The following is a 17,292-nucleotide window of genomic DNA, read 5'->3' as shown; positions in this document are numbered from 1 at the left end:
ACCGGCTCCGGGCGGTAAGGTCGCGCGGGTGACGACCCTGCGACTCCGACCCGAGGACCCGGCGGACGAGGCGCCGGTCGCCCGGGTGCTGGCCGCCGCGTTCGCCCGCCCCGAGGTGACCACCCCGCCCGAGGTGGGGCTGGTCGAGGACCTGCGGCGCAGCGACGCCTGGATCCCGGAGCTGGCCATGGTCGCCGAGTACGGCGGCGAGGTGGTGGGCTACGCCCTGCTCACCCGGGTGCAGGTGCGCACCGACGGCGGCACCTGGCCGGCGCTGGCGCTCGGCCCGGTGGCGGTCGCCCCGCACCGGCAGCGGATCGGGCACGGCGCGGCGGCGGTGCAGGCTGCTCTCGACGCCGCGACCGAGCTGGGCGAGCGGCTCGTGGTGGTGCTGGGCGACCCGGCGTACTACCGCCGGTTCGGGTTCGGCCGGGCGGACCGGCTGGGGCTGACCAGCCCGTGGTCGGGCCTGGGGGAGCCGTGGCAGGCCCTGGTGCTGCCGCCGTCCACCAGCGACGAGCCGCCGCCCCCGTCCGGCGAGGTGGTCTTCCCGCCGCCCTGGTCCAAGGTCTGACCGGCGGTCAGGCCGGCTGGGTGCGCAGGTAGCGGCCGAAGTGCGGGACGGTGAAGGCGACCGTCCCCCGCTCGCCGGAGTAGATGAGCCCCTTCTTGATCAGCGCGTCCCGGGCCGGCGAGAGGCTGGCGGGCTTGCGGCCGAGCGCCCGGGCGATCTCCGCGGTGGGCACCGCCGCGTCCATGTCGTCGCGGCCGCTCTCCTCCCCGTCCACGAGCGCGAGCGTCGCCATGGCGCGCATGTACTCGCGCTCGGCCGGGGTGGCCCGTTCGAACCGGGAGCCGAAGAAGCCCACCGCCAGCTCGGCCTCCGCCTCGGGCGCGGCGACCCGCACGTCCGCCGCGGTGATGGGCGAGCGGGGCGCGTGGTCCCAGGTGGCCTTCCCGTACGCCTGGACGAAGTACGGGTAGCCGCCGGACTTCTCATAGAGCAGGTCGAGGGCCTTCTGCTCGTACTCGACCTCCTCCCGCTCGGCCGGGGCGCAGAGCGCCTGGTCGGCGGCGATCCGGTCCAGCCGGTCGATCCGTTGGTAGCGGAAGAGCCGCTCGGAGTACGACTTCGCGGCGCTCAGCACGGCCGGCAGGTGCGGCAGCCCGGCGCCCACCACGATGAGCGGCGCGCCGAGCTGGGACAGCTCGTGGCAGGCGGCGCAGAGCGCGGAGACGTCCTCCGCGCCGAGGTCCTGCATCTCGTCGATGAAGATCGCGATGCCGGTGCCCACGTCGGTGGCCACCGCGGCGGCGTCGGTGAGCAGCTCGACCAGGTCGATCTCGATGTCCCCGGAGTCGGCGCGCCCGCTGCTGGCCGGCACGTCGATGCCGGGTTGCCAGCGGTCGCGCAGCTTCGGGGCGGCCCCGCCGCGCCCGGCCGGCGCGGCCCGCTGGGCGAACGCCTTGAGCACGCCGAGGAAGGCGTCGATCCGGTCGGGGGCGCGGTGCCGGGGGGCCAGCTCGCGGACCGCCATGTGCAGGGCGGCGGCGACCGGCCGGCGCAGCGACTGGTCCGGCCGGGCCTCGATCTTGCCGGTGCCCCAGAGGTGGTTGATGGCCTGCGAGCGCAGCGTGTTGAGCAGGACGGTCTTGCCGACGCCGCGCAGCCCGGTGAGCATGAGGCTGCGTTCCGGCCGGCCGCGGGCGATCCGCTCCAGCACCACGTCGAAGACGTCCAGTTCCCGCCCCCGCCCGGCGAGTTCGGGCGGGCGCTGGCCGGCGCCGGGGGCGTACGGGTTGCGGACCGGATCCACGAATCGCACAGTATCGGGCCGTCTAGCGGCGGGGCTAGACATGCGTAGATGCGACTACCGCGTGTCGGGCGTCGAGACAAAACTAGGGCTGTCTAGCCTGAACGCTAGACAGCCCTAGTTTTGCCTACCGGTCCTACCGCCGCTTGAGGCAGAGCACGAAGTCGAGCGTGTCGAGCTGGCTGTCGAAGAAGTACCAGTCGGTGTAGCCCTCGACCTTGGCGCACTTCGACTCGGCGTCCTTCTTGCCGCTGGTCGACCCGTCGATGCGGCGCAGCACCTGGTAGGTCTTCGCGCCGCACTCGGTGATCACCAGCTTCGGCTGGGCGGAGCCGCCCTCGTTGGCGACGCACTGGCCCGCCTTCACGAACCGCGGGTCGGTCGAGGACGCCGGCGCCGGCGGGGTGGTCGCCGCGTCGGCGGGCTCGCTCGCCGCCCCGGTCGGCTCGGCGCCCGGCGCGGAGGAGGACGCCGTCCCGCCCGTCGGGGTCGCGTCGTCCCGGCCGAGCACCCAGTACGCGCCGGCGCCGCCGAGCAGCAGCACCGCCAGCACGACCAGCACCACGAGCAGCGGTCCCTTGCCGCGCTTCGGCGGCGTCGGCTCGGCGTACGGCGGCTGCCCGCCGTAGCCGGGGTCGGCCGGGTAGGCCTGGTAGGGCGGGGCGGCGGGCGGCGGGCCGGCGTTCCAGGCGGGCACCGGCTCGTAGCCCTGGGTCGGCTGGTCGTAACGCTGGGCGGGCGGCTCGTAGTGCTGCGTCGGTGGCTCGCCCCAGCCGCCCGGCTGCCCGCCGTACCCGGGGTCGTAGCGCGGATCGGCCGGTGGAGCGTACCCGTCGTCGGGGCGCCGCCCACCCCACGGCTCGGGGGAGCCGCCGCCCGGTGGTCCGAAGTTCGACATGAACGCCCTCCTGCGTACGCCAGTGCTGAGAGGCCGGCCACCAACGGGGGACGCCGACGCCGTGGTCACCGTAGCGTGGTCCACCGATGAGCTCACGCCCCACGAGTGCGACGCCCGCACCCGACCGCCCCGCCGCCCCGATCCGCCCGGCCCTGATCTGGACCGCGCTGGTCCTCGTCTACGTGCTCTGGGGCTCGACCTACCTGGGCATCCGGGTCGCGGTCGAGTCCCTGCCGCCGCTCACCTCCGCCGCCATGCGGTTCGCCGCCGCCGCGGCGGTGCTCGCCCTGGCGCTGCGGCTGCGCCGGGGGCCCGGCGCGCTCCGCGTCGACCGGCGGCAGCTCGGCTCGGCCGCGCTGGTCGGCGTGCTGCTGCTGGCCGGCGGCAACGGTCTCGTGGTGCTCGCCGAGTCCGGCCCCGAGGGCACGGCGCTGCCCTCCGGCATCGCCGCGCTGCTGGTGGCCACCGTCCCGCTCCTCGTGGTGCTGCTGCGGACGGCCGGCGGCGACCGGCCCCGGCCGTGGACCTTCGCCGGAGTGGCCCTCGGCTTCGCCGGTCTCGTGCTGCTCGTGCTGCCGAGCGGCGGGTCGGGGAGCGTGCCGCTGGTCGGCGCGCTGACCGTTGTCGCGGGGGCGGTCAGCTGGTCGGTCGGCTCGTACCTTTCGGGCCGGATCCGGATGCCGGACGACCCGTTCGTGGCCACGGTCTACGAGATGGTCGCCGGCGCGGCGGCGCTCGCCGTGATCGCCACGGTCCGGGGCGAGTTGCACGGCTTCTCCCCGGCCGAGGTGACCGGCCGCTCGTGGGCGGCGCTGGTCTACCTCATGGTGGCGGGCTCGCTGGTGGCCTTCACGGCGTACGTCTGGCTGCTGGCCCACGCCCCGATCTCCCTGGTCTCCACCTACGCGTACGTGAACCCGGCGGTCGCGGTGGCGCTCGGCGCGCTGTTCGTCGCCGAGCCGGTGACCGCGCAGGTGCTGCTCGGCGGCGCGGTGATCGTGGCCGGCGTCGCGGTGGTGGTGAGCACCGAGCGCCCACGCCGGTCCGCGGCACCAGCCGTCGACGGGGCGGCCCCGGAGGTGGCCCGCCGGTAACGTTCCGGCCCGTGTCGGCCGGGCTGGTGACGGGTGTGGCGCTCCTCGGCGCGCTGGCCGGCCGGGCCGCCGTCCCGCTCGCCCGTCGTTTCGTCGACTTCTGGGTTTCGGCCGCCCGGCCCGACATGCCCGGCGATCCCGCCACCCGCCGTCGGGACGCGGCGTCCGATGCCGGCGCGGGCCGCCGCGGAAACCAGCTCGGCGCGACGCTGGCCGGGGCGGCGGTGTTCGGCGGCCTCGCTGCCGCGCGCGGCGGTGACCCGGCGCTGCCGGCGTTCCTGGCGATGGCTGCGGTCGGGCTGGCGCTCGGTCTCGTGGACCTGGCCTGCCTGCGGCTGCCCGACCGGCTGGTGGCCGCCGCGGCGGGAGCGGGCGGGACCGGTCTGGTCGGGGCGGCGCTGGTCACCGGCACGCCGGGCCGACTGCTGCCCGCCCTGGCCGGCTCGGCCGTCTCCTTCGCCGGCTACGTGCTGCTCGCCCTGCTTCCCCACTCGCGGCTCGGCTTCGGCGACGTCAAGCTCGCCGCCGCGCTCGGCCTGCCGCTCGGCTGGCTCGGCTGGCCGACCCTGGGCCTCGGGCTGCTCCTCCCGCACCTGTTGAACGGGGTCGTCGTCCTCGTCCTGCTCGCCGCCCGCCGGGTCCGCCGGGACACCCCGCTCCCGTTCGGTCCGGCGATCCTCGCGGGCGCCTGGCTGGCGGTCCTGCTCGCGTGACCCGGGCCGATCCGGCCGCGCCGGCTCGGCGAGGCGGGTCGGGACGCAAGCGGCTCGGCCAGGCGGGTCGGAACGCCGACCACCTCGGCGAGTCGGCGTCGAGGGCTCAGATCAGCCGGAGCTGGCGGTCCTTGGGGCGGCGGGGTTCGGTGTCGCCGAAGCGCTCGAACAGCCCCGGGTCGATCACGTCGAGGAACGGGGAGGGGCGGCACTCGCGCTCGGATCCGTGCCGGGTGCGCCGGGCGGCGTGACTCACGTAGAGCCGGTCCTGGGCCCGGGTCAGCCCGACGAAGAACAGCCGCCGCTCCTCGGCCACCGCGTCGTCGTCCGGCTCCTGGCCCGGCCAGCGCAGCGGCAGCAGCCCGTCCTCGGCGCCGACCAGGAAGACCACGGGGAACTCCAGCCCCTTGGCCGCGTGCAGGGTGAGCAGGGTGACCGCCTCGGCGCGCGGGTCGAGGGCGTCCACCTCCGCCCCGGTCGCGAGCTGGGCGAGGAACAGCCCGAGGTCGTCGCCGCAGCGCCGGGCCAGCGGGGTGAGCAGGTCGACCGCGGCGCGGACGTCCTCGGGGCGTACCGCGCCGGAGCCGTCGAGGGTCGGCACGGCGAAGCGCTCCGCCACGAGCTGGCCGGCCAGCCGTACCCGGGCAGGCAGGGAGCCGTCGAGGCCGGCGTGCCGCAGCTCGCGGGCGATGGCCGTCACGCCCGGCCGGTCGCGCAGCCGGTCGTGCGAGCGCTTCTGCACCGGGATGTTCGCCCTGGCCAGCGCGTCCACGATGGGCGCGGCCTGCGAGTCGGTGCGGTAGAGCACCGCGATGTCGGAGAAGGACAGCGACGTGGCCCGCCCGTCGATCCGGCCCGAGTCGAGCGAGCGGTGGGAGAGGCCGCCGACCAGGTCGTCGATGGTGCGTACCAGGAAGTCGGCCTCGTCCGCGACGGAGGCCGCGGCGTAGCGACCGACCAGCGGGGCCTCCGGGTCGAGCCGGGCCGGGTCGAGCCGGCGGCCGCGGACCAGCGACGACGGCGCGATGGCCTGCACGGCGGCGGCCAGGATCGGCGCCGACGAGCGGTAGTTGCGGTTCAGCCGGACCAGCCGGGCGTCGGTGAAGTCCTGGGAGAAGCGCAGGAAGTAGCCGACGTCCGCGCCCCGGAACGAGTAGATCGCCTGGTCGGGGTCCCCGATCGCGCAGAGGTTGCCGTCGGCCGGGCTGAGCAGCCGGAGCAGGTCGTACTGGACGGCGTCGACGTCCTGGTACTCGTCGACGAAGATCCACTTCCAGCGCTCGCGGTACTCGCGGACCAGCTTCTTGTCGCCCTTCAGCAGCGCCACCGGCAGGGTGAGCAGCTCGTCCAGGTCGACCAGGTCCCGCTTGCGCAGCAGCGCGGCGTACCGCTCGTCGTCGTCGCCGGCCTCCGCGCGGGCGGCGGCCCGGTCGGCGTCGTCGGCGATCCGGAGGTCAGCCGGCAGCCCGGCCGCCTGCGCGTTCTCCCGCAGGATGGTCAGGCCCAGCGAGTGGAAGGTGCCGACCGTGACGTCCTCGGCCACCGGGCCGAGCAACCCGTCCAGCCGGTGCCGCAGCTCCTCGGCGGCCCGCCGGGTGAAGGTGATCGCCAGGCACTGCTCCGGGAAGACGTTCAGCTCCGCGCAGAGGTAGGCGATCCGGTGGGTCAGCGTGCGGGTCTTTCCCGTGCCCGGACCGGCCACGATGAGCAGCGGACCGCCCGGCGCGGAGGCCGCCACCCGCTGCATCGCGTCGAGCCGGTCCAGCAGGCCGGTGCCGACCTCCTCCATCCCGGCGAGCATCGGCTCGAACGGCTCGTGCGGGGAGGGCGCCGGCGCGATCGGTGGCGGGGGCGGCGGGGTCGGCTTGCGCTTCGGCTCCGCCCTGGCCGCCGCCGGGCGCCGGGCCTTCGGCTTCGGCGCCGGCTCCGCGGGCTTCCGCTGCGCGGGCACGGGTACGTCGAAGAGCGCGTCCTGGCCGGCGCCCCCGGCCGACGCGCCCAGCTCGGCCGGGTCGAAGAGGGTGATCACGCCGTACTCGCCGTCGTAGCCGGGAACCCGGCGCACCTCGCCGCGGCGCAGCCGGCCGATGCCCTCGGCGAGCAGTTCGCCGCCGACCCGGCCGATCTCGTCCAGCGGGGTACGGGTGAGGATGTCCAGCTCCGGGCCGAGCGCGGCGATCAACTCGTGGAGCTTCCCCTCCACCTTCTTGGAACGCGCGCCGACCTGGTTGAGCTCGCCGAGGATCTCGGCCAGCGGCACGAGGTGGGTCACCTCCCGGGCGTGCGCCGGCCGGTGCCCCTCGGGCCGGTCGGCCAGCTCCGCCACCCGGCTCAGTACGCCCACCGTCAGCGGCTTGCCGCACTCCGGGCAGCGCCCGCCGGCCTCCCGGGTGCGCTCCGGGGACCAGTTCACCCCGCAGAGCCGGTGCCCGTCGGCGTGGTACTTGCCCTCCTCGGGGAAGAACTCGATGGTGCCGGCCAGCCCGTCGCCGGTGCGCAGCGCCTCGCGGATCGCGAAGTAGTCGCGGGCCGAGTTCAGGACGGTGGCCTCGCGGGCCAGCGCCGGCGGCGAGTGCGCGTCCGAGTTCGACACCAGCTGGTAGCGGTCCAGGCTGGCGACCCGCCAGTTCATCTCCGGGTCCGAGGACAGGCCGGTCTCCACGGCGAAGATGTGCTCGGCCAGGTCGGCGTAGCAGTCGGCGATCGCGTCGAAGCCGGACTTCGAGCCGAGCGCGGAGAACCAGGGCGTCCAGATGTGCGCCGGCACCAGGTAGCCGTCCGGGCTGGCCTCCAGGGTGATCTCCAGCAGGTCCCGGGAGTCCAGCCCGAGGATCGGGCGACCGTCCGAGCCCAGATTGCCGATCCGCCCCAGCGCGGCGTTGAACCGGGCCACCGCGTCCAGGTCCGGCAGGTAGATGAGGTGGTGCACCTTCCGGGTCCGGTCGTCCCGCTTGTAGATCGTGGAGATCTCCACGCTGAGCATGAACCGGACCGGGTCCGCCTCCGCCTCGCTCGCCAGCCGGGGCGGCAGCCGCCGGGCGATGTCCCGCTCCGCCTCCGGGCTCAGCCGGTAGAGGCCCGGCTCGGCCGGGTGCAGGGTCTCGCGCAGGTGGTCGTACCAGGCCGGGTGGGTGAAGTCACCGGTGCCGAGCACGCCGATGCCCTTGCGTCGGGCCCACCAGCCGAGGTTCGGCAGGGTGAGGTCACGGCTGCACGCGCGCGAGTACTTCGAGTGGATGTGCAGATCCGCGACGAATGGCGGGAGGCCACCGGGGGGTGCGGCGCTGAACGGAGGCACGCCGCATCCTGTCACGGCCGGTCCCCTGCCCGCCCGCCGCCACGCGTACGCGTGACCTGAGCAATGCGGTGCTGGACCCGGCGGCCGGGACGCGCTATGGGGCGCGCAGCTCGACCAGGGTCACCTGCGGCGGCGCGCCCACCCGGACCGGCGGCCCCCAGAAGCCGGCGCCGTTGGTCACGTAGACCTTGGTGCCGTCCACCTCGCCCAGCCCGGAGACCACCGGCTGCTGGAGCTTCACCAGCAGGTTGAACGGCACCATCTGGCCGCCGTGGGTGTGCCCGGAGAGCTGGAGGTCCACGCCGAACTTCGCCGCCTCCTGCGCGGCCACCGGCTGGTGGGCCAGCAGCACCACGGGGCGGCTCGGGTCGCGGTCGCCGAGGGCGGCGGCGTAGTCGGCGGGGGCGGCCAGCCCGGTGCCGGCGGCGGTCACGTCGTTGACCCCGGCCAGGTCCAGCACGCCGCCCCGGGCCCGGATCTCCTGGCGCTCGTTCTGGAGCACCCGCAGGCCGAGCCGGTCCACCTCCCGCACCCACTCCTCCACGCCGGAGTAGTACTCGTGGTTGCCGGTGACGAAGAAGCTCCCGTAGCGGGAGCGCAGGTCGCGCAGCGGTTCCGCGGCCGTGCCCAGCTCGGCCACCGAGCCGTCGACCAGGTCACCGACGACCGCCACCAGGTCGGCGTCGAGCCGGTTGATCATCGCGACGATCCGCTCGGTGTGCGCCCGGCCGCGCAGCGGCCCGAGGTGGATGTCCGAGACGGTGGCGATACGCAGCCCGTCCATGCCGCGGGGCAGCTTGGCCAGCGGGATCCGCACCCGGTCCAGTCGGGGCGGCCCCATCGCGGTGCGTACGCCGTACCCGGTGACACCCGCGGCGGTGAGCCCGGCGAAGATCGCGGCCCCCCGGGCGAGCAGCAACCGGCGGGACGGGTCGTGGTCCGGCCGGTCCCCGGCGGGGTCGCGGCCGTCCCGCGGCCCACTGTCCCCGCCGGCCGGCGGCTCGGTCGACCCCGCCTCCACAGGCGCGGCGGGCGGCTCCGCGAGCGCGACGGGCGACGTGGCGGTGGGGCCGGTCGCCCCCGGTTCCGCGACGTGGCCGGTGGCGGTAGTGTCCGCCCAGCCGCCGCCGCCCGCCGGCACCGGGGCCGGCTCCCCGACCGCGCCGGTCGCGGGCCGCTCGCGGCGACGCAGCACCAGCTTCGTCACCGCCACGGGCACTTCCAGCACCAGCAGCAGCACGAGCAGGTAGAACATCAGGGCCAGCCACAGGTAGCCGGGCCAGGCCAGCCAGTACGAGCCGTTGCGGGTGCCCACCATGGTCGCCGGCACCAGCAGCGCCAGCAGCAGCGCCGCCACCCCGCCGGCCTTCCGCCAGCGGCCCGGCCGGGTGGTGTCACGGACCAGCCGCTTCCACAGGTAGAGGTGGATCAGGGCGGTGACGAGCACGGCGAAGCCCACGAAAGTCGCCATCGCCAGCACGGGAGCCTCCTCAGCCGCCCGCGAAGGGCGGCAGCACGTCCACCGTCGCCCCGGCCGGCAGCGGTGCCTGACGATCATGGCAGGCCAACCCGTCGACCAGGAAACTCGCCGCCTTCAGCACCACGGCCAGCCGCTCGCCGTGCCGCTCGGTCAGCTCGTCGAGGAGTTCGTCGAGCGACCGGCCGGCGGGCGCGGTCTCCTCGGCGCGGCCGGCCGCGGCCCGCGCGCCGGCGAAATAGCGGACGGTGAGCTGCACCGGTCAGCCTCCGATCGCCGACATGGGGCGGGTGGGTTGCAGGAAGGTGGGGTCGTCGATGTCGTGCCCGGCCCGCTTGCCCCAGGTCGCGGCTCGCCAGCGCCGGGCCAGCTCCTCGTCGTCCGCACCGGCGCGCAGCGCGCCCCGCAGGTCGGACTCGTCCGTGGCGAAGAGGCAGTTGCGGACCTGACCGTCCGCGGTGAGCCGGGTCCGGTCGCAGTCGCCGCAGAACGGCCGGGTCACGCTCGCGATCACCCCGACCCGCGCCGGCCCGCCGTCCACCAGCCAGGTCTCGGCCGGGGCCGCGCCCCGCTCGCCCGGGTCGGCGGTCAGGGCGAACTCGGCGCGTAGGGCGGCGAGGATCTCCTCGGCGGTGACCATGGTGGACCGGTCCCAGCCGTGCTGGGCGTCCAGCGGCATCTGCTCGATGAACCGCAGCTCGTAGCCGTGGGCCAGGGCGAACCGGAGCAGTGCGGGCGCCTCGTCGTCGTTGACCCCGCGCATCAGCACGGCGTTGATCTTCACCGGGGTCAGCCCGGCCGCCGCCGCGCCGGCCAGCCCGGCCAGCACGTCGCCGTGCCGGTCCCGCCGGGTCAGCTCGGCGAACCGGGACGGGTCCAGGGTGTCCAGCGAGACGTTGACCCGGTCCAGCCCGGCCGCGCTCAGGGTGGGCGCCAGGCGGTCCAGGCCGATGCCGTTGGTGGTCAGCGAGATGCGCGGGCGCGGCTCCAACGCGGCCACCGCCGACACGATGCGGGCCAGGCCCGGTCGGATCAGCGGCTCGCCGCCGGTGAAGCGGACCTCGGTGACGCCGAGCCGCTCCACCGCCACCCGGATGAGCCGGACGATCTCGTCGTCGTCGAGCAGCTGCGGCCCGGCCAGCCAGGGCAGCCCCTCCGCGGGCATGCAGTAGGTGCAGCGCAGGTTGCACTTGTCGGTCAGCGAGACCCGCAGGTCCCGGGCGATCCGGCCGTACCGGTCGACGAGGACCCCGTCGGTCGTCTTCGGCGCGGCGGTCACCCGTCGACCGTAGCGCGTCCGGTGCCGCGCAGCGCGGCGCGGGCGGCGGAGTCCACGGCCGACCGGTACGCCGCGCCGAACAGCGCGGTGTGCACCAGCAGCAGGTGGAGCTGGTGCAGCGGCACCCGCTCCCGCCAGCCGTCGGCCAGCGGCCACGCCTCCCGGTAGGCGGCCGTGATCCGGTCGAGGTGCGGCGGGCCGCCGAAGAGGGCGAGCTGGGCCAGGTCGGTCTCCCGGTGGCCGCCGTGCGCGGCGGGGTCGACCAGCCAGACCCGGTCGTCGGCGGCCCAGAGCAGGTTGCCGGGCCAGAGGTCGCCGTGGATCCGGGCCGGCGGCTCGTCGCCGCCGAACTCGGCGATCCGGTCGACCAGGTCCTCGACCAGGCCGGCCTCCGCGCGGGCGAGCGCGCCGTTGTCGACCGACATCCGCAGGTACGGCAGGAGCCGCCGCCGGGCGAACCACTCCGACCACGGGCCCGGATCGGGGGTGTTGTCCTGCGGCAGCAGGCCGATGAACCCCGGCCACTCGGCGCCGAAGGCGGGCGCCCCGGCCCGGTGCAGCCCGGCCAGCTCGCGGCCGAACAGCTCGGCCGCCTCCGGGGTGGGCTCGTCGGGCTCGACCCAGTCGAGCGCCAGCAGATCCGGCAGCGCCACCACCACCTCCGGCACGGCGACCGTGCCCGCCTCGCGCAGCCAGCGCAGCCCGGCCGCCTCGGTGGCGAAGAAGCCCTCGGGCACGGCCCGCTCCGCCTGCTCCGGCCAGGTCTTGGTGAAGACCGAGTGCCCGTCGTCCAGGGTGAGCCGGGACGCGGCGCAGCTGTCCCCGCCGGAGACCGGCGTCTCCCGGATCCGCTGGTGGGTGAGGAAGGTCGGCAGGTGCTCCGGGTGTGCCCGCAGGTACGCCAGGTCCATGAGCGCAACGTAGCCGGTCCGCGGACCCCGCGCGGGCCGTGCCCGGCTCCGGGGCGTGCCGCTCCTCGCCGACCTGGGCCGATACTCTGCGTGTCTGTGGACAACCTGCGTGTCGTCCACAGGGCCTGTCGCGGTGGCGCCCGTCCGCCGCAGGCTCCCGACATGAACTCCACCGAGCGTCCCCGCCTCGCCGTCCGCTCGCCCGGCGACCTCGCCGCCGCCGTGCCGTACCTGCTCGGCTTCCATCCCGCCGACAGCGTCGTGGTGGTGGCGGTACGCGGCCGGCGGGTCGTCTTCGCCGCCCGGGGTGACCTGCCCGAGCCGGGCGCCGACCCGCGTCCGGCCGCCCGGCACCTGGCCGAGGTGGTCGCCCGGCAGGGCACCGACGCGGCCACCGTGATCGGCTACGGTCCGGCCGCCCGGGTCACGGCCGCCGTGGACGCGGTCGGCGAGGCGCTGGACCGGACCGGCCTGCTCGTCCTCGACGCGCTCCGGGTCACCGACGGGCGCTGGTGGTCCTACCTCTGCGCCGAGCCGGTCTGCTGCCCGCCCGAGGGCACCCCGTACGACCCGGCGGCCAGCGAGGTCAGCGCCGCGGCCGTCTTCGCCGGTCAGGTCGCGCTGCCCGACCGGGCCGCGCTGGCCGCGCAGGTGTCCCCGCTCGGCGGGCCGGTCCGGGTGGCCATGCGCCGGGCCACCGCCCGGGCCCACCGCCGACTGGCCGGGCTGACCGGTGAGGCGGCCGGGACGGGGCTGACCTCGGACCCGGTCCGCTCGTCGGGGGTGGCGGCGGTGCGCACCGCGTTCCGCCGGCACCGGCGCGGTGAGCGGCTCGGCGACGACGAGGTGGCCTGGCTGACCGTGCTCCTCACCCACCTCCCCGTACGCGACCACGCCTGGTCCCGCACCGACGGCCGGGACGCCGACATCAGCCTCTGGACCGACGTGCTGCGCCGCTCCGAGCCGGAGCTGATCGCCGCACCGGGCAGCCTCCTGGCCTTCGCCGCCTGGCGGGCCGGGCACGGCGCGGTGGCCGCCGTCGCCCTGGAACGGGTGCTCGCCACGCACCCCGGCTACTCGCTGGCCGTGCTCCTCGACGACGCGCTCCGCCGCGGGCTGTCCCCCGCCGAGCTGGACGGCTGGCCGGCGACCGCCGGCCCGGTGCTGCGCCGCCGCAAGCGCCGTCCCCGCCGGTGACCGGGTCACCCGCGCACGCGCTGCGCCCCCGTGTAGACGTTCATGGTCCCGCCGCGCAGGAAGCCGACCAGCGTCATCCCGGCCTCCTCGGCCAGGTCGGCCGCGAGCGTGCTGGGCGCCGAGACCGCGGCCAGCAGCGGCACGCCAGCCATCCACGCCTTCTGGGTCAGCTCGAAACTCGCGCGGCCGGACACCAGCAGCAGGTGCCCGGCCAGCGGGAGCCGGCCCTCCCGGACCGCCCAGCCCACCACCTTGTCCACCGCGTTGTGCCGGCCGACGTCCTCGCGCAACACGACCAGCTCGCCGTCGGCGGTGAAGAGGCCGGCCGCGTGCAGGCCGCCGGTGCGGTCGAAGGTGCGCTGGGCCGCGCGCAGCCGGTCGGGCAGCGCGGCGAGAAGTTCGGCGCTGACCGCCAGCGGGTCCTCGCCCACCGTGAACCGCGAGCGGGTCCGGACGGAGTCGATGCTCGCCTTGCCGCAGACCCCGCACGAGCTGGTGGTGTAGAAGTTGCGGGCCGGGTCGGTGGCCGGCTCCGGCACGCCGGGCGCCAGGACCACGTCGACCACGTTGTAGGTGTTCGGGGTCTCCGCCCCGGCGCAGAGCTGCGCGGTGCGCACGTCGTCAGCCGACCGGATCAGCCCCTCGGTGAGCAGGAAGCCGATCGCCAGGTCCAGGTCGTCGCCGGGGGTGCGCATGGTCACCGCGAGCGGCCTGCGCCGGCCGGGCCCGGCCGCGCCGACCCGGATCTCCAGGGGCTCCTCCACGACCAGGGTGTCCTGCCGGCGCAGCCGCGCCCGCCCGTCGGCCCCCGCGTCGAGGTCGATCCGGAGCACGCCGCGTCGGTCAGTCGCCCGTCCCATGCCGCCATCCTGCCCCGCCCCCCGCGACACCCGCACGGCGACGCCGCACGGCCCCGACTGCCGGCACGGCACGCCGCCACGGTGCCGACTGCCCCGGTGGCGTCGCCGCCGCGGTCTCAACCGCCTGGGTGGCGGCGCGCACGGCCCCGACTGCCGGGTGGCGATGCCCCCGCGATCCCGACTGCCGGCACGACGCCGCCGCGGTTACCGTGGCCCGGTGACGGCGTACGCGGCGGTGGTGCTCTCCGGTGGCGCGGCCCGCCGGATGGGCGGGGTGGACAAGCCGGCCCGCCCGGTCGGCGGCCGGCCGATGCTGCACCGGGTGCTGGCGGCGGTGGCCGACGCGGGCACGCGGATCGTGGTCGGCCCGGCCGGGCCCGTGCCCGAGGGGGTCCGGGTGACCCGCGAGGAGCCGCCCGGCGGCGGTCCGGTGGCCGCGACCGCGGCGGGGCTGGCCCTACTCGACCCCGGCACGGACACGGTCGCCCTGCTCGCGGCCGACCTGCCGCTGCTCACCCCGGCGGCGGTGGCCGAGTTGCGGCGCGCGCTCGACGGCTCGACCGCCGGAACGGCCTGCTACGTCGACGGCGACGGCCGCCGGCAGCAACTCTGCGCGGTGTGGCGGGTGAGCGCGCTGCGGTCCGCCCTCGACCGGCTGGCCGCCGAGCGCGGCGGCACCGTCGACGGGGCGCCGGTACGGGGGCTGCTGGCCGGCACGACCGTGCGGGAGGTGTCCTGGTCCGGGTCCGGGCCGCCGCCCTGGTTCGACTGCGACACTGACGAGGACGTACGCCGGGTCGAGGAGTGGACGAGATGACGGTGATGGACGACTGGGTCACGGCGGCCTGCGCGGAGCTGGGGCTGGACCCGGCCGAGGTGCCGGTGCCGACCGTGCTCGACCTGGCCAAGGACGTGGCGCACCAGGTGCTGCGGCCGGGGGCGCCGGTGAGCGCGTACCTCCTGGGGGTGGCCGTGGGGCGTGGCGCGGATCCGGCCGCGGCGGCCGCCCGGCTCAGCGCGTTGGCCGGCACCTGGCCGGTGGAGCTGGACGGGACGGCTCCCGCCGGGTAGCACTCCGCGGGCCGCTGTCCGATCCCGGTCGGGGTGATTCGACCCCCACCGCCCGTGGGTAGGGTGGCGAGGACGGACGGAGGCGATCATGACGGCAGACCACCCCTCGGCGCCGGCTGGTGAGCCCGCCGGCGCGATGCCGGAGCAGCACGAGTCGGTCCTGCTGGACGAGCCGACCACGGCCGACCTGCGGGCCAAGGTGACCGAGGCCTGGCGGGAGTTCGCCCGGGCGCTGGCCGAACGGCTGCGCGGCCTGCCCGCCGGCGCGCACCTGGAGGTCACCCTCGACCCGACCGCCTCCGGCACCGGCGACGCCGTCTACTCGGTGAGCGTGGACGCCGGCGAGGAGGGCAGCCTGTCGGCCCGGGCGGTCGGCAACGCCACCCTGCCGCAGGGCTACCGGCTGGACCGGGCCGCGGTGGCCGACATGATCGCGCTCGGCTGGTCGCCGCCCGGCGTGGTGCAGGGCTCCGGCGAGCAGTTCGGCCTGGACTGCGTCGCCGACGAGGCCACCCGGTTGTCGGCCGTGCTGTCCCGGACCCTGCGCGACGTCTACGGCGCTCCGCACCCCGCCTTCCTGGTCTACCTGGTGCACGACGCCGAGGGGGAGCCGCTGCCGGTGGAGCCGCTCGGCACCGCGCGCAGCGAGTTCGGCCCGGACCGCGACGTGGAGGCCGACCTCGACGAGGCGCTGGCGGCCGCCGCTGCCGCCCAGGCCGGGGAGAACGACGTGCTGGCCCTGGAGGAGCGGGTACGCACGGTCGTCTCCACGATGCTGAAGTCCAAGGCCGACCAGGTGCAGGTCGACTCGGACGGCGACATCAACATCCGCGCCGGCTCGGCGATGGTCTTCGTGCGGGTGCGCGACAACCCGCCGCTTGTCGACGTCTTCTCCCCGGTGCTCACCGAGGTCGAGCCGACCGAGCGTCTCTACGTGAAGCTCTCCGAGCTGACCAACCGGATGCCGATCGGCCGGCTCTACTGCGCCGACGACACGGTGTGGGCCTCGATCCCGGTCTTCGGCCGCAACTTCCAGGCCACCCACCTGATGCTCGCCGTGCAGGTGATGACCGGGCTGGCCGACGAGCTGGACGACCGGCTGCACGGGGAGTTCGGCGGCAAGCGCTTCTTCGGCGAGGGGGACAAGCCGGCCCGGCCCCAGGAGCACCGCACCGGCATGTACCTCTGACGCCGCCCGTCAGCGGACGTCGAGGAGGGTCTTGCCGACCGTGGCCCGGGACTCGATGGCGGCGTGCGCGTCGGCGGCCCGGTCCAGCGGGAAGCGCTGCCCGATGAGCGGCCGGAGCCGGCCGGCGGCCCCCTCGGCGAGAGCCTGTTCGGTGAGGGCGCGCAGCTCGTCGGGCGTGCCGCCGGCGCGGACCAGGGCCACCCCACGGACGGTGGCCTCCTCCTCGGGCAGGTCCGCCCAGGCGCCGCTGGCCAGCCCGAAGCTGAGCATCCGCCCGCCCCGGTCGAGCAGGTCGAAGGCCGCCCGGGCGAGCGGCCCGCCGACCCCGTCGAAGACCACGTCCACTCCGCCCACGGCGGCCCGGACGCGGTCGGTCCAGTCCGGCTCGCGGTAGTCGACCACCGGGTCGAGGCCGCGCCCCCGGAGCAGGGCGACCTTGCGGGGACCGCCGGCCGCGGCGACCACCCGCGCCCCGGCCGACGTGGCGAGCTGGGTGAGCAGGCCGCCCACCCCGCCGGCCGCCGCCTCGACCAGCACCCGCTCGCCGGGCCGCAGCGCGGCCGCCCGGGCCAGCATCAGCGCGGTGCGGCCGTCCGCGAGCAGCGCCACGGCCGCGTCCAGCGGCAGCCCGTCCGGTACGGGGATCGGCGCGCCCTGGTCCACCACCACGCGCTCGGCGTACCCGCCGGAGCCGCCGGTGGCGCTGACCACCCGCCGGCCGACAAGCGCCGGGTCCACCCCGGGGCCGACCCCGGTGATCGTCCCGCCCACCCCGTTACCGGGGATCACCGGCAGGGTCGCGGCGAACGGGCCGAACCCGGTCGCCCGGAACATCGTCTCGACGAAGGTGATGTTCGCGTGCGCCACCTCGACGAGCACCTGCCCCGGACCGGGCACCGGATCGGGCGCCGGTCCCGGGACCAGCACCTCCGGCCCGCCGAACTCCCGTAGCCACACCGCCCGCACGTCGCCTCCCCGCTGTCCCTGTCGCACACCCGCGGTCCAGTCAACGACCTGAAGTGCGGTTGAGGTCAAGTCGAGGAGGGCCCGACGCCGGGGGACTCGACCAGCCGGGAGAGGACGATGGTGCTGCGCGACGAGGTGACGAAGGATTCGGCCCGCAGCCGCTCCAGCGCCTCCTCGAGGTGCGCGATGTCGGCGGCCCGCAGGTGCACGAGCGCGTCCGCCTCGCCGGAGACGGTGTACGCCCCGACCACCTCGGGGTGCCGCCGGGCGGCGGCGCCGATCTGGGCGGGGGTGGTCCGGCCGGCGCAGAACAGCTCGACGAACGCCTCGGTGGTCCACCCGACGGCGGCCGGGTCGACGACCGCGGTGAACCCCCGGATGACCCCCGCCGACCGGAGCCGGTCGACCCGGCGCTTGACCGCGGGGGCGGAGAGTGACACCCGGGTGCCGATGTCCGCGTACGAGGCGCGGGCATCTGCCACGAGCAACGCAATGATTCGCTGGTCGACCGCGTCGATCTGCAAC

At 76.1% G+C, this 17,292-nt stretch carries 17 protein-coding genes; 7 read left to right on the top strand and 10 right to left on the bottom strand.

Annotated features, from left to right (window positions below):
* Window positions 1–28: 28 nt before the first annotated feature.
* On the top strand, window positions 29–574 hold the full coding sequence (locus tag NLX85_RS31065) for a GNAT family N-acetyltransferase (RefSeq protein ID WP_254341195.1): 546 nt from the start codon (window positions 29–31) through the stop codon (window positions 572–574).
* 7 nt (window positions 575–581) lie between these two features.
* On the opposite strand, the gene NLX85_RS31060 is transcribed toward NLX85_RS31065, so the two are convergent.
* Both NLX85_RS31060 and NLX85_RS33595 read right to left on the bottom strand, forming a co-directional pair.
* Entirely contained in the window at window positions 582–1,817 is a 1,236-nt protein-coding gene (locus tag NLX85_RS31060) for an AAA family ATPase (RefSeq protein ID WP_254341193.1), read from the bottom strand.
* Window positions 1,818–1,950: 133 nt separating this feature from the next.
* Window positions 1,951–2,511: a hypothetical protein gene (locus tag NLX85_RS33595; protein ID WP_374628728.1), complete on the bottom strand. Its 561-nt coding sequence runs from the start codon at window positions 2,509–2,511 to the stop codon at window positions 1,951–1,953.
* A gap of 287 nt (window positions 2,512–2,798) precedes the next feature.
* Here NLX85_RS33595 and NLX85_RS31050 point away from each other — a divergent pair, with 287 nt between their 5' ends.
* Window positions 2,799–3,806 carry an EamA family transporter gene (locus NLX85_RS31050; protein ID WP_254341191.1) on the top strand — a complete coding sequence of 336 codons (1,008 nt, stop codon included), beginning with the start codon at window positions 2,799–2,801 and terminating at the stop codon, window positions 3,804–3,806.
* Window positions 3,807–3,817: 11 nt separating this feature from the next.
* Window positions 3,818–4,519: a prepilin peptidase gene (locus NLX85_RS31045; RefSeq protein ID WP_254341189.1), complete on the top strand. Its 702-nt coding sequence runs from the start codon at window positions 3,818–3,820 to the stop codon at window positions 4,517–4,519.
* A 106-nt stretch (window positions 4,520–4,625) separates the two neighbouring features.
* Here the strand turns inward: NLX85_RS31045 and NLX85_RS31040 are convergent, their stop codons facing one another.
* The 5 genes from NLX85_RS31040 to NLX85_RS31020 form a co-directional block, all read right to left on the bottom strand.
* A complete protein-coding gene (locus tag NLX85_RS31040; protein WP_254341187.1) occupies window positions 4,626–7,817 on the bottom strand; it encodes a UvrD-helicase domain-containing protein in 3,192 nt (1,063 codons plus the stop codon).
* 94 nt (window positions 7,818–7,911) lie between these two features.
* Window positions 7,912–9,288 carry a metallophosphoesterase gene (locus NLX85_RS31035; RefSeq protein ID WP_254341184.1) on the bottom strand — a complete coding sequence of 459 codons (1,377 nt, stop codon included), beginning with the start codon at window positions 9,286–9,288 and terminating at the stop codon, window positions 7,912–7,914.
* 19 nt (window positions 9,289–9,307) lie between these two features.
* Window positions 9,308–9,553 (bottom strand): MoaD/ThiS family protein, encoded by a 246-nt coding sequence (locus NLX85_RS31030; RefSeq protein WP_107079563.1) that lies wholly within the window; start codon window positions 9,551–9,553, stop codon window positions 9,308–9,310.
* 3 nt (window positions 9,554–9,556) lie between these two features.
* Window positions 9,557–10,573 (bottom strand): GTP 3',8-cyclase MoaA, encoded by a 1,017-nt coding sequence (gene moaA / locus NLX85_RS31025; RefSeq protein ID WP_254341182.1) that lies wholly within the window; start codon window positions 10,571–10,573, stop codon window positions 9,557–9,559.
* Entirely contained in the window at window positions 10,570–11,484 is a 915-nt protein-coding gene (locus tag NLX85_RS31020; RefSeq protein WP_254341181.1) for a fructosamine kinase family protein, read from the bottom strand. The genes moaA and NLX85_RS31020 overlap by 4 nt, the downstream gene beginning before the upstream one ends.
* A gap of 162 nt (window positions 11,485–11,646) precedes the next feature.
* Here NLX85_RS31020 and NLX85_RS31015 point away from each other — a divergent pair, with 162 nt between their 5' ends.
* Entirely contained in the window at window positions 11,647–12,681 is a 1,035-nt protein-coding gene (locus tag NLX85_RS31015; protein ID WP_254341180.1) for a DUF4192 domain-containing protein, read from the top strand.
* Window positions 12,682–12,686: 5 nt separating this feature from the next.
* Here NLX85_RS31015 and fdhD read toward each other — a convergent pair whose 3' ends face one another.
* Window positions 12,687–13,541 carry a formate dehydrogenase accessory sulfurtransferase FdhD gene (gene fdhD / locus NLX85_RS31010; protein ID WP_254341179.1) on the bottom strand — a complete coding sequence of 285 codons (855 nt, stop codon included), beginning with the start codon at window positions 13,539–13,541 and terminating at the stop codon, window positions 12,687–12,689.
* Window positions 13,542–13,758: 217 nt separating this feature from the next.
* On the opposite strand from fdhD, the gene NLX85_RS31005 reads away from it, so the two are divergent.
* The 3 genes from NLX85_RS31005 (at window position 13,759) to NLX85_RS30995 (ending at window position 15,801) form a co-directional block, all read left to right on the top strand.
* A complete protein-coding gene (locus tag NLX85_RS31005; RefSeq protein WP_254341174.1) occupies window positions 13,759–14,358 on the top strand; it encodes a molybdenum cofactor guanylyltransferase in 600 nt (199 codons plus the stop codon).
* A complete protein-coding gene (locus NLX85_RS31000) occupies window positions 14,355–14,612 on the top strand; it encodes a DUF6457 domain-containing protein (protein WP_254341173.1) in 258 nt (85 codons plus the stop codon). Before NLX85_RS31005 ends, NLX85_RS31000 begins: the two co-directional genes overlap by 4 nt.
* Window positions 14,613–14,700: 88 nt before the next feature.
* Window positions 14,701–15,801: a YbjN domain-containing protein gene (locus NLX85_RS30995; protein ID WP_254341171.1), complete on the top strand. Its 1,101-nt coding sequence runs from the start codon at window positions 14,701–14,703 to the stop codon at window positions 15,799–15,801.
* 9 nt (window positions 15,802–15,810) lie between these two features.
* Here NLX85_RS30995 and NLX85_RS30990 read toward each other — a convergent pair whose 3' ends face one another.
* On the bottom strand, window positions 15,811–16,767 hold the full coding sequence (locus NLX85_RS30990) for a zinc-binding dehydrogenase (protein ID WP_254341169.1): 957 nt from the start codon (window positions 16,765–16,767) through the stop codon (window positions 15,811–15,813).
* 65 nt (window positions 16,768–16,832) lie between these two features.
* Complete coding sequence (locus tag NLX85_RS30985) at window positions 16,833–17,291, bottom strand: Lrp/AsnC family transcriptional regulator (protein ID WP_148429080.1); 459 nt, start codon at window positions 17,289–17,291, stop codon at window positions 16,833–16,835.
* Window position 17,292: the final 1 nt, after the last annotated feature.

This window comes from Micromonospora sp. A3M-1-15, assembly GCF_024213425.1.
In the GTDB taxonomy this organism is placed as follows: Bacteria; Actinomycetota; Actinomycetes; order Mycobacteriales; family Micromonosporaceae; genus Micromonospora; species Micromonospora chersina.
This window is presented reverse-complemented; position numbering and strand designations above follow the sequence as displayed.

Coding starts and splice junctions, on each gene's coding strand:
- NLX85_RS31035 (WP_254341184.1), bottom strand. CDS start 9,288: ATGGCGACTTTCGTGGGCTTCGCCGTGCTCGTCACCGCCCTGATCCAC.
- NLX85_RS31015 (WP_254341180.1), top strand. CDS start 11,647: ATGAACTCCACCGAGCGTCCCCGCCTCGCCGTCCGCTCGCCCGGCGAC.
- NLX85_RS31050 (WP_254341191.1), top strand. CDS start 2,799: ATGAGCTCACGCCCCACGAGTGCGACGCCCGCACCCGACCGCCCCGCC.
- NLX85_RS30995 (WP_254341171.1), top strand. CDS start 14,701: ATGACGGCAGACCACCCCTCGGCGCCGGCTGGTGAGCCCGCCGGCGCG.
- fdhD (WP_254341179.1), bottom strand. CDS start 13,541: ATGGGACGGGCGACTGACCGACGCGGCGTGCTCCGGATCGACCTCGAC.
- NLX85_RS31020 (WP_254341181.1), bottom strand. CDS start 11,484: ATGGACCTGGCGTACCTGCGGGCACACCCGGAGCACCTGCCGACCTTC.
- NLX85_RS31000 (WP_254341173.1), top strand. CDS start 14,355: ATGACGGTGATGGACGACTGGGTCACGGCGGCCTGCGCGGAGCTGGGG.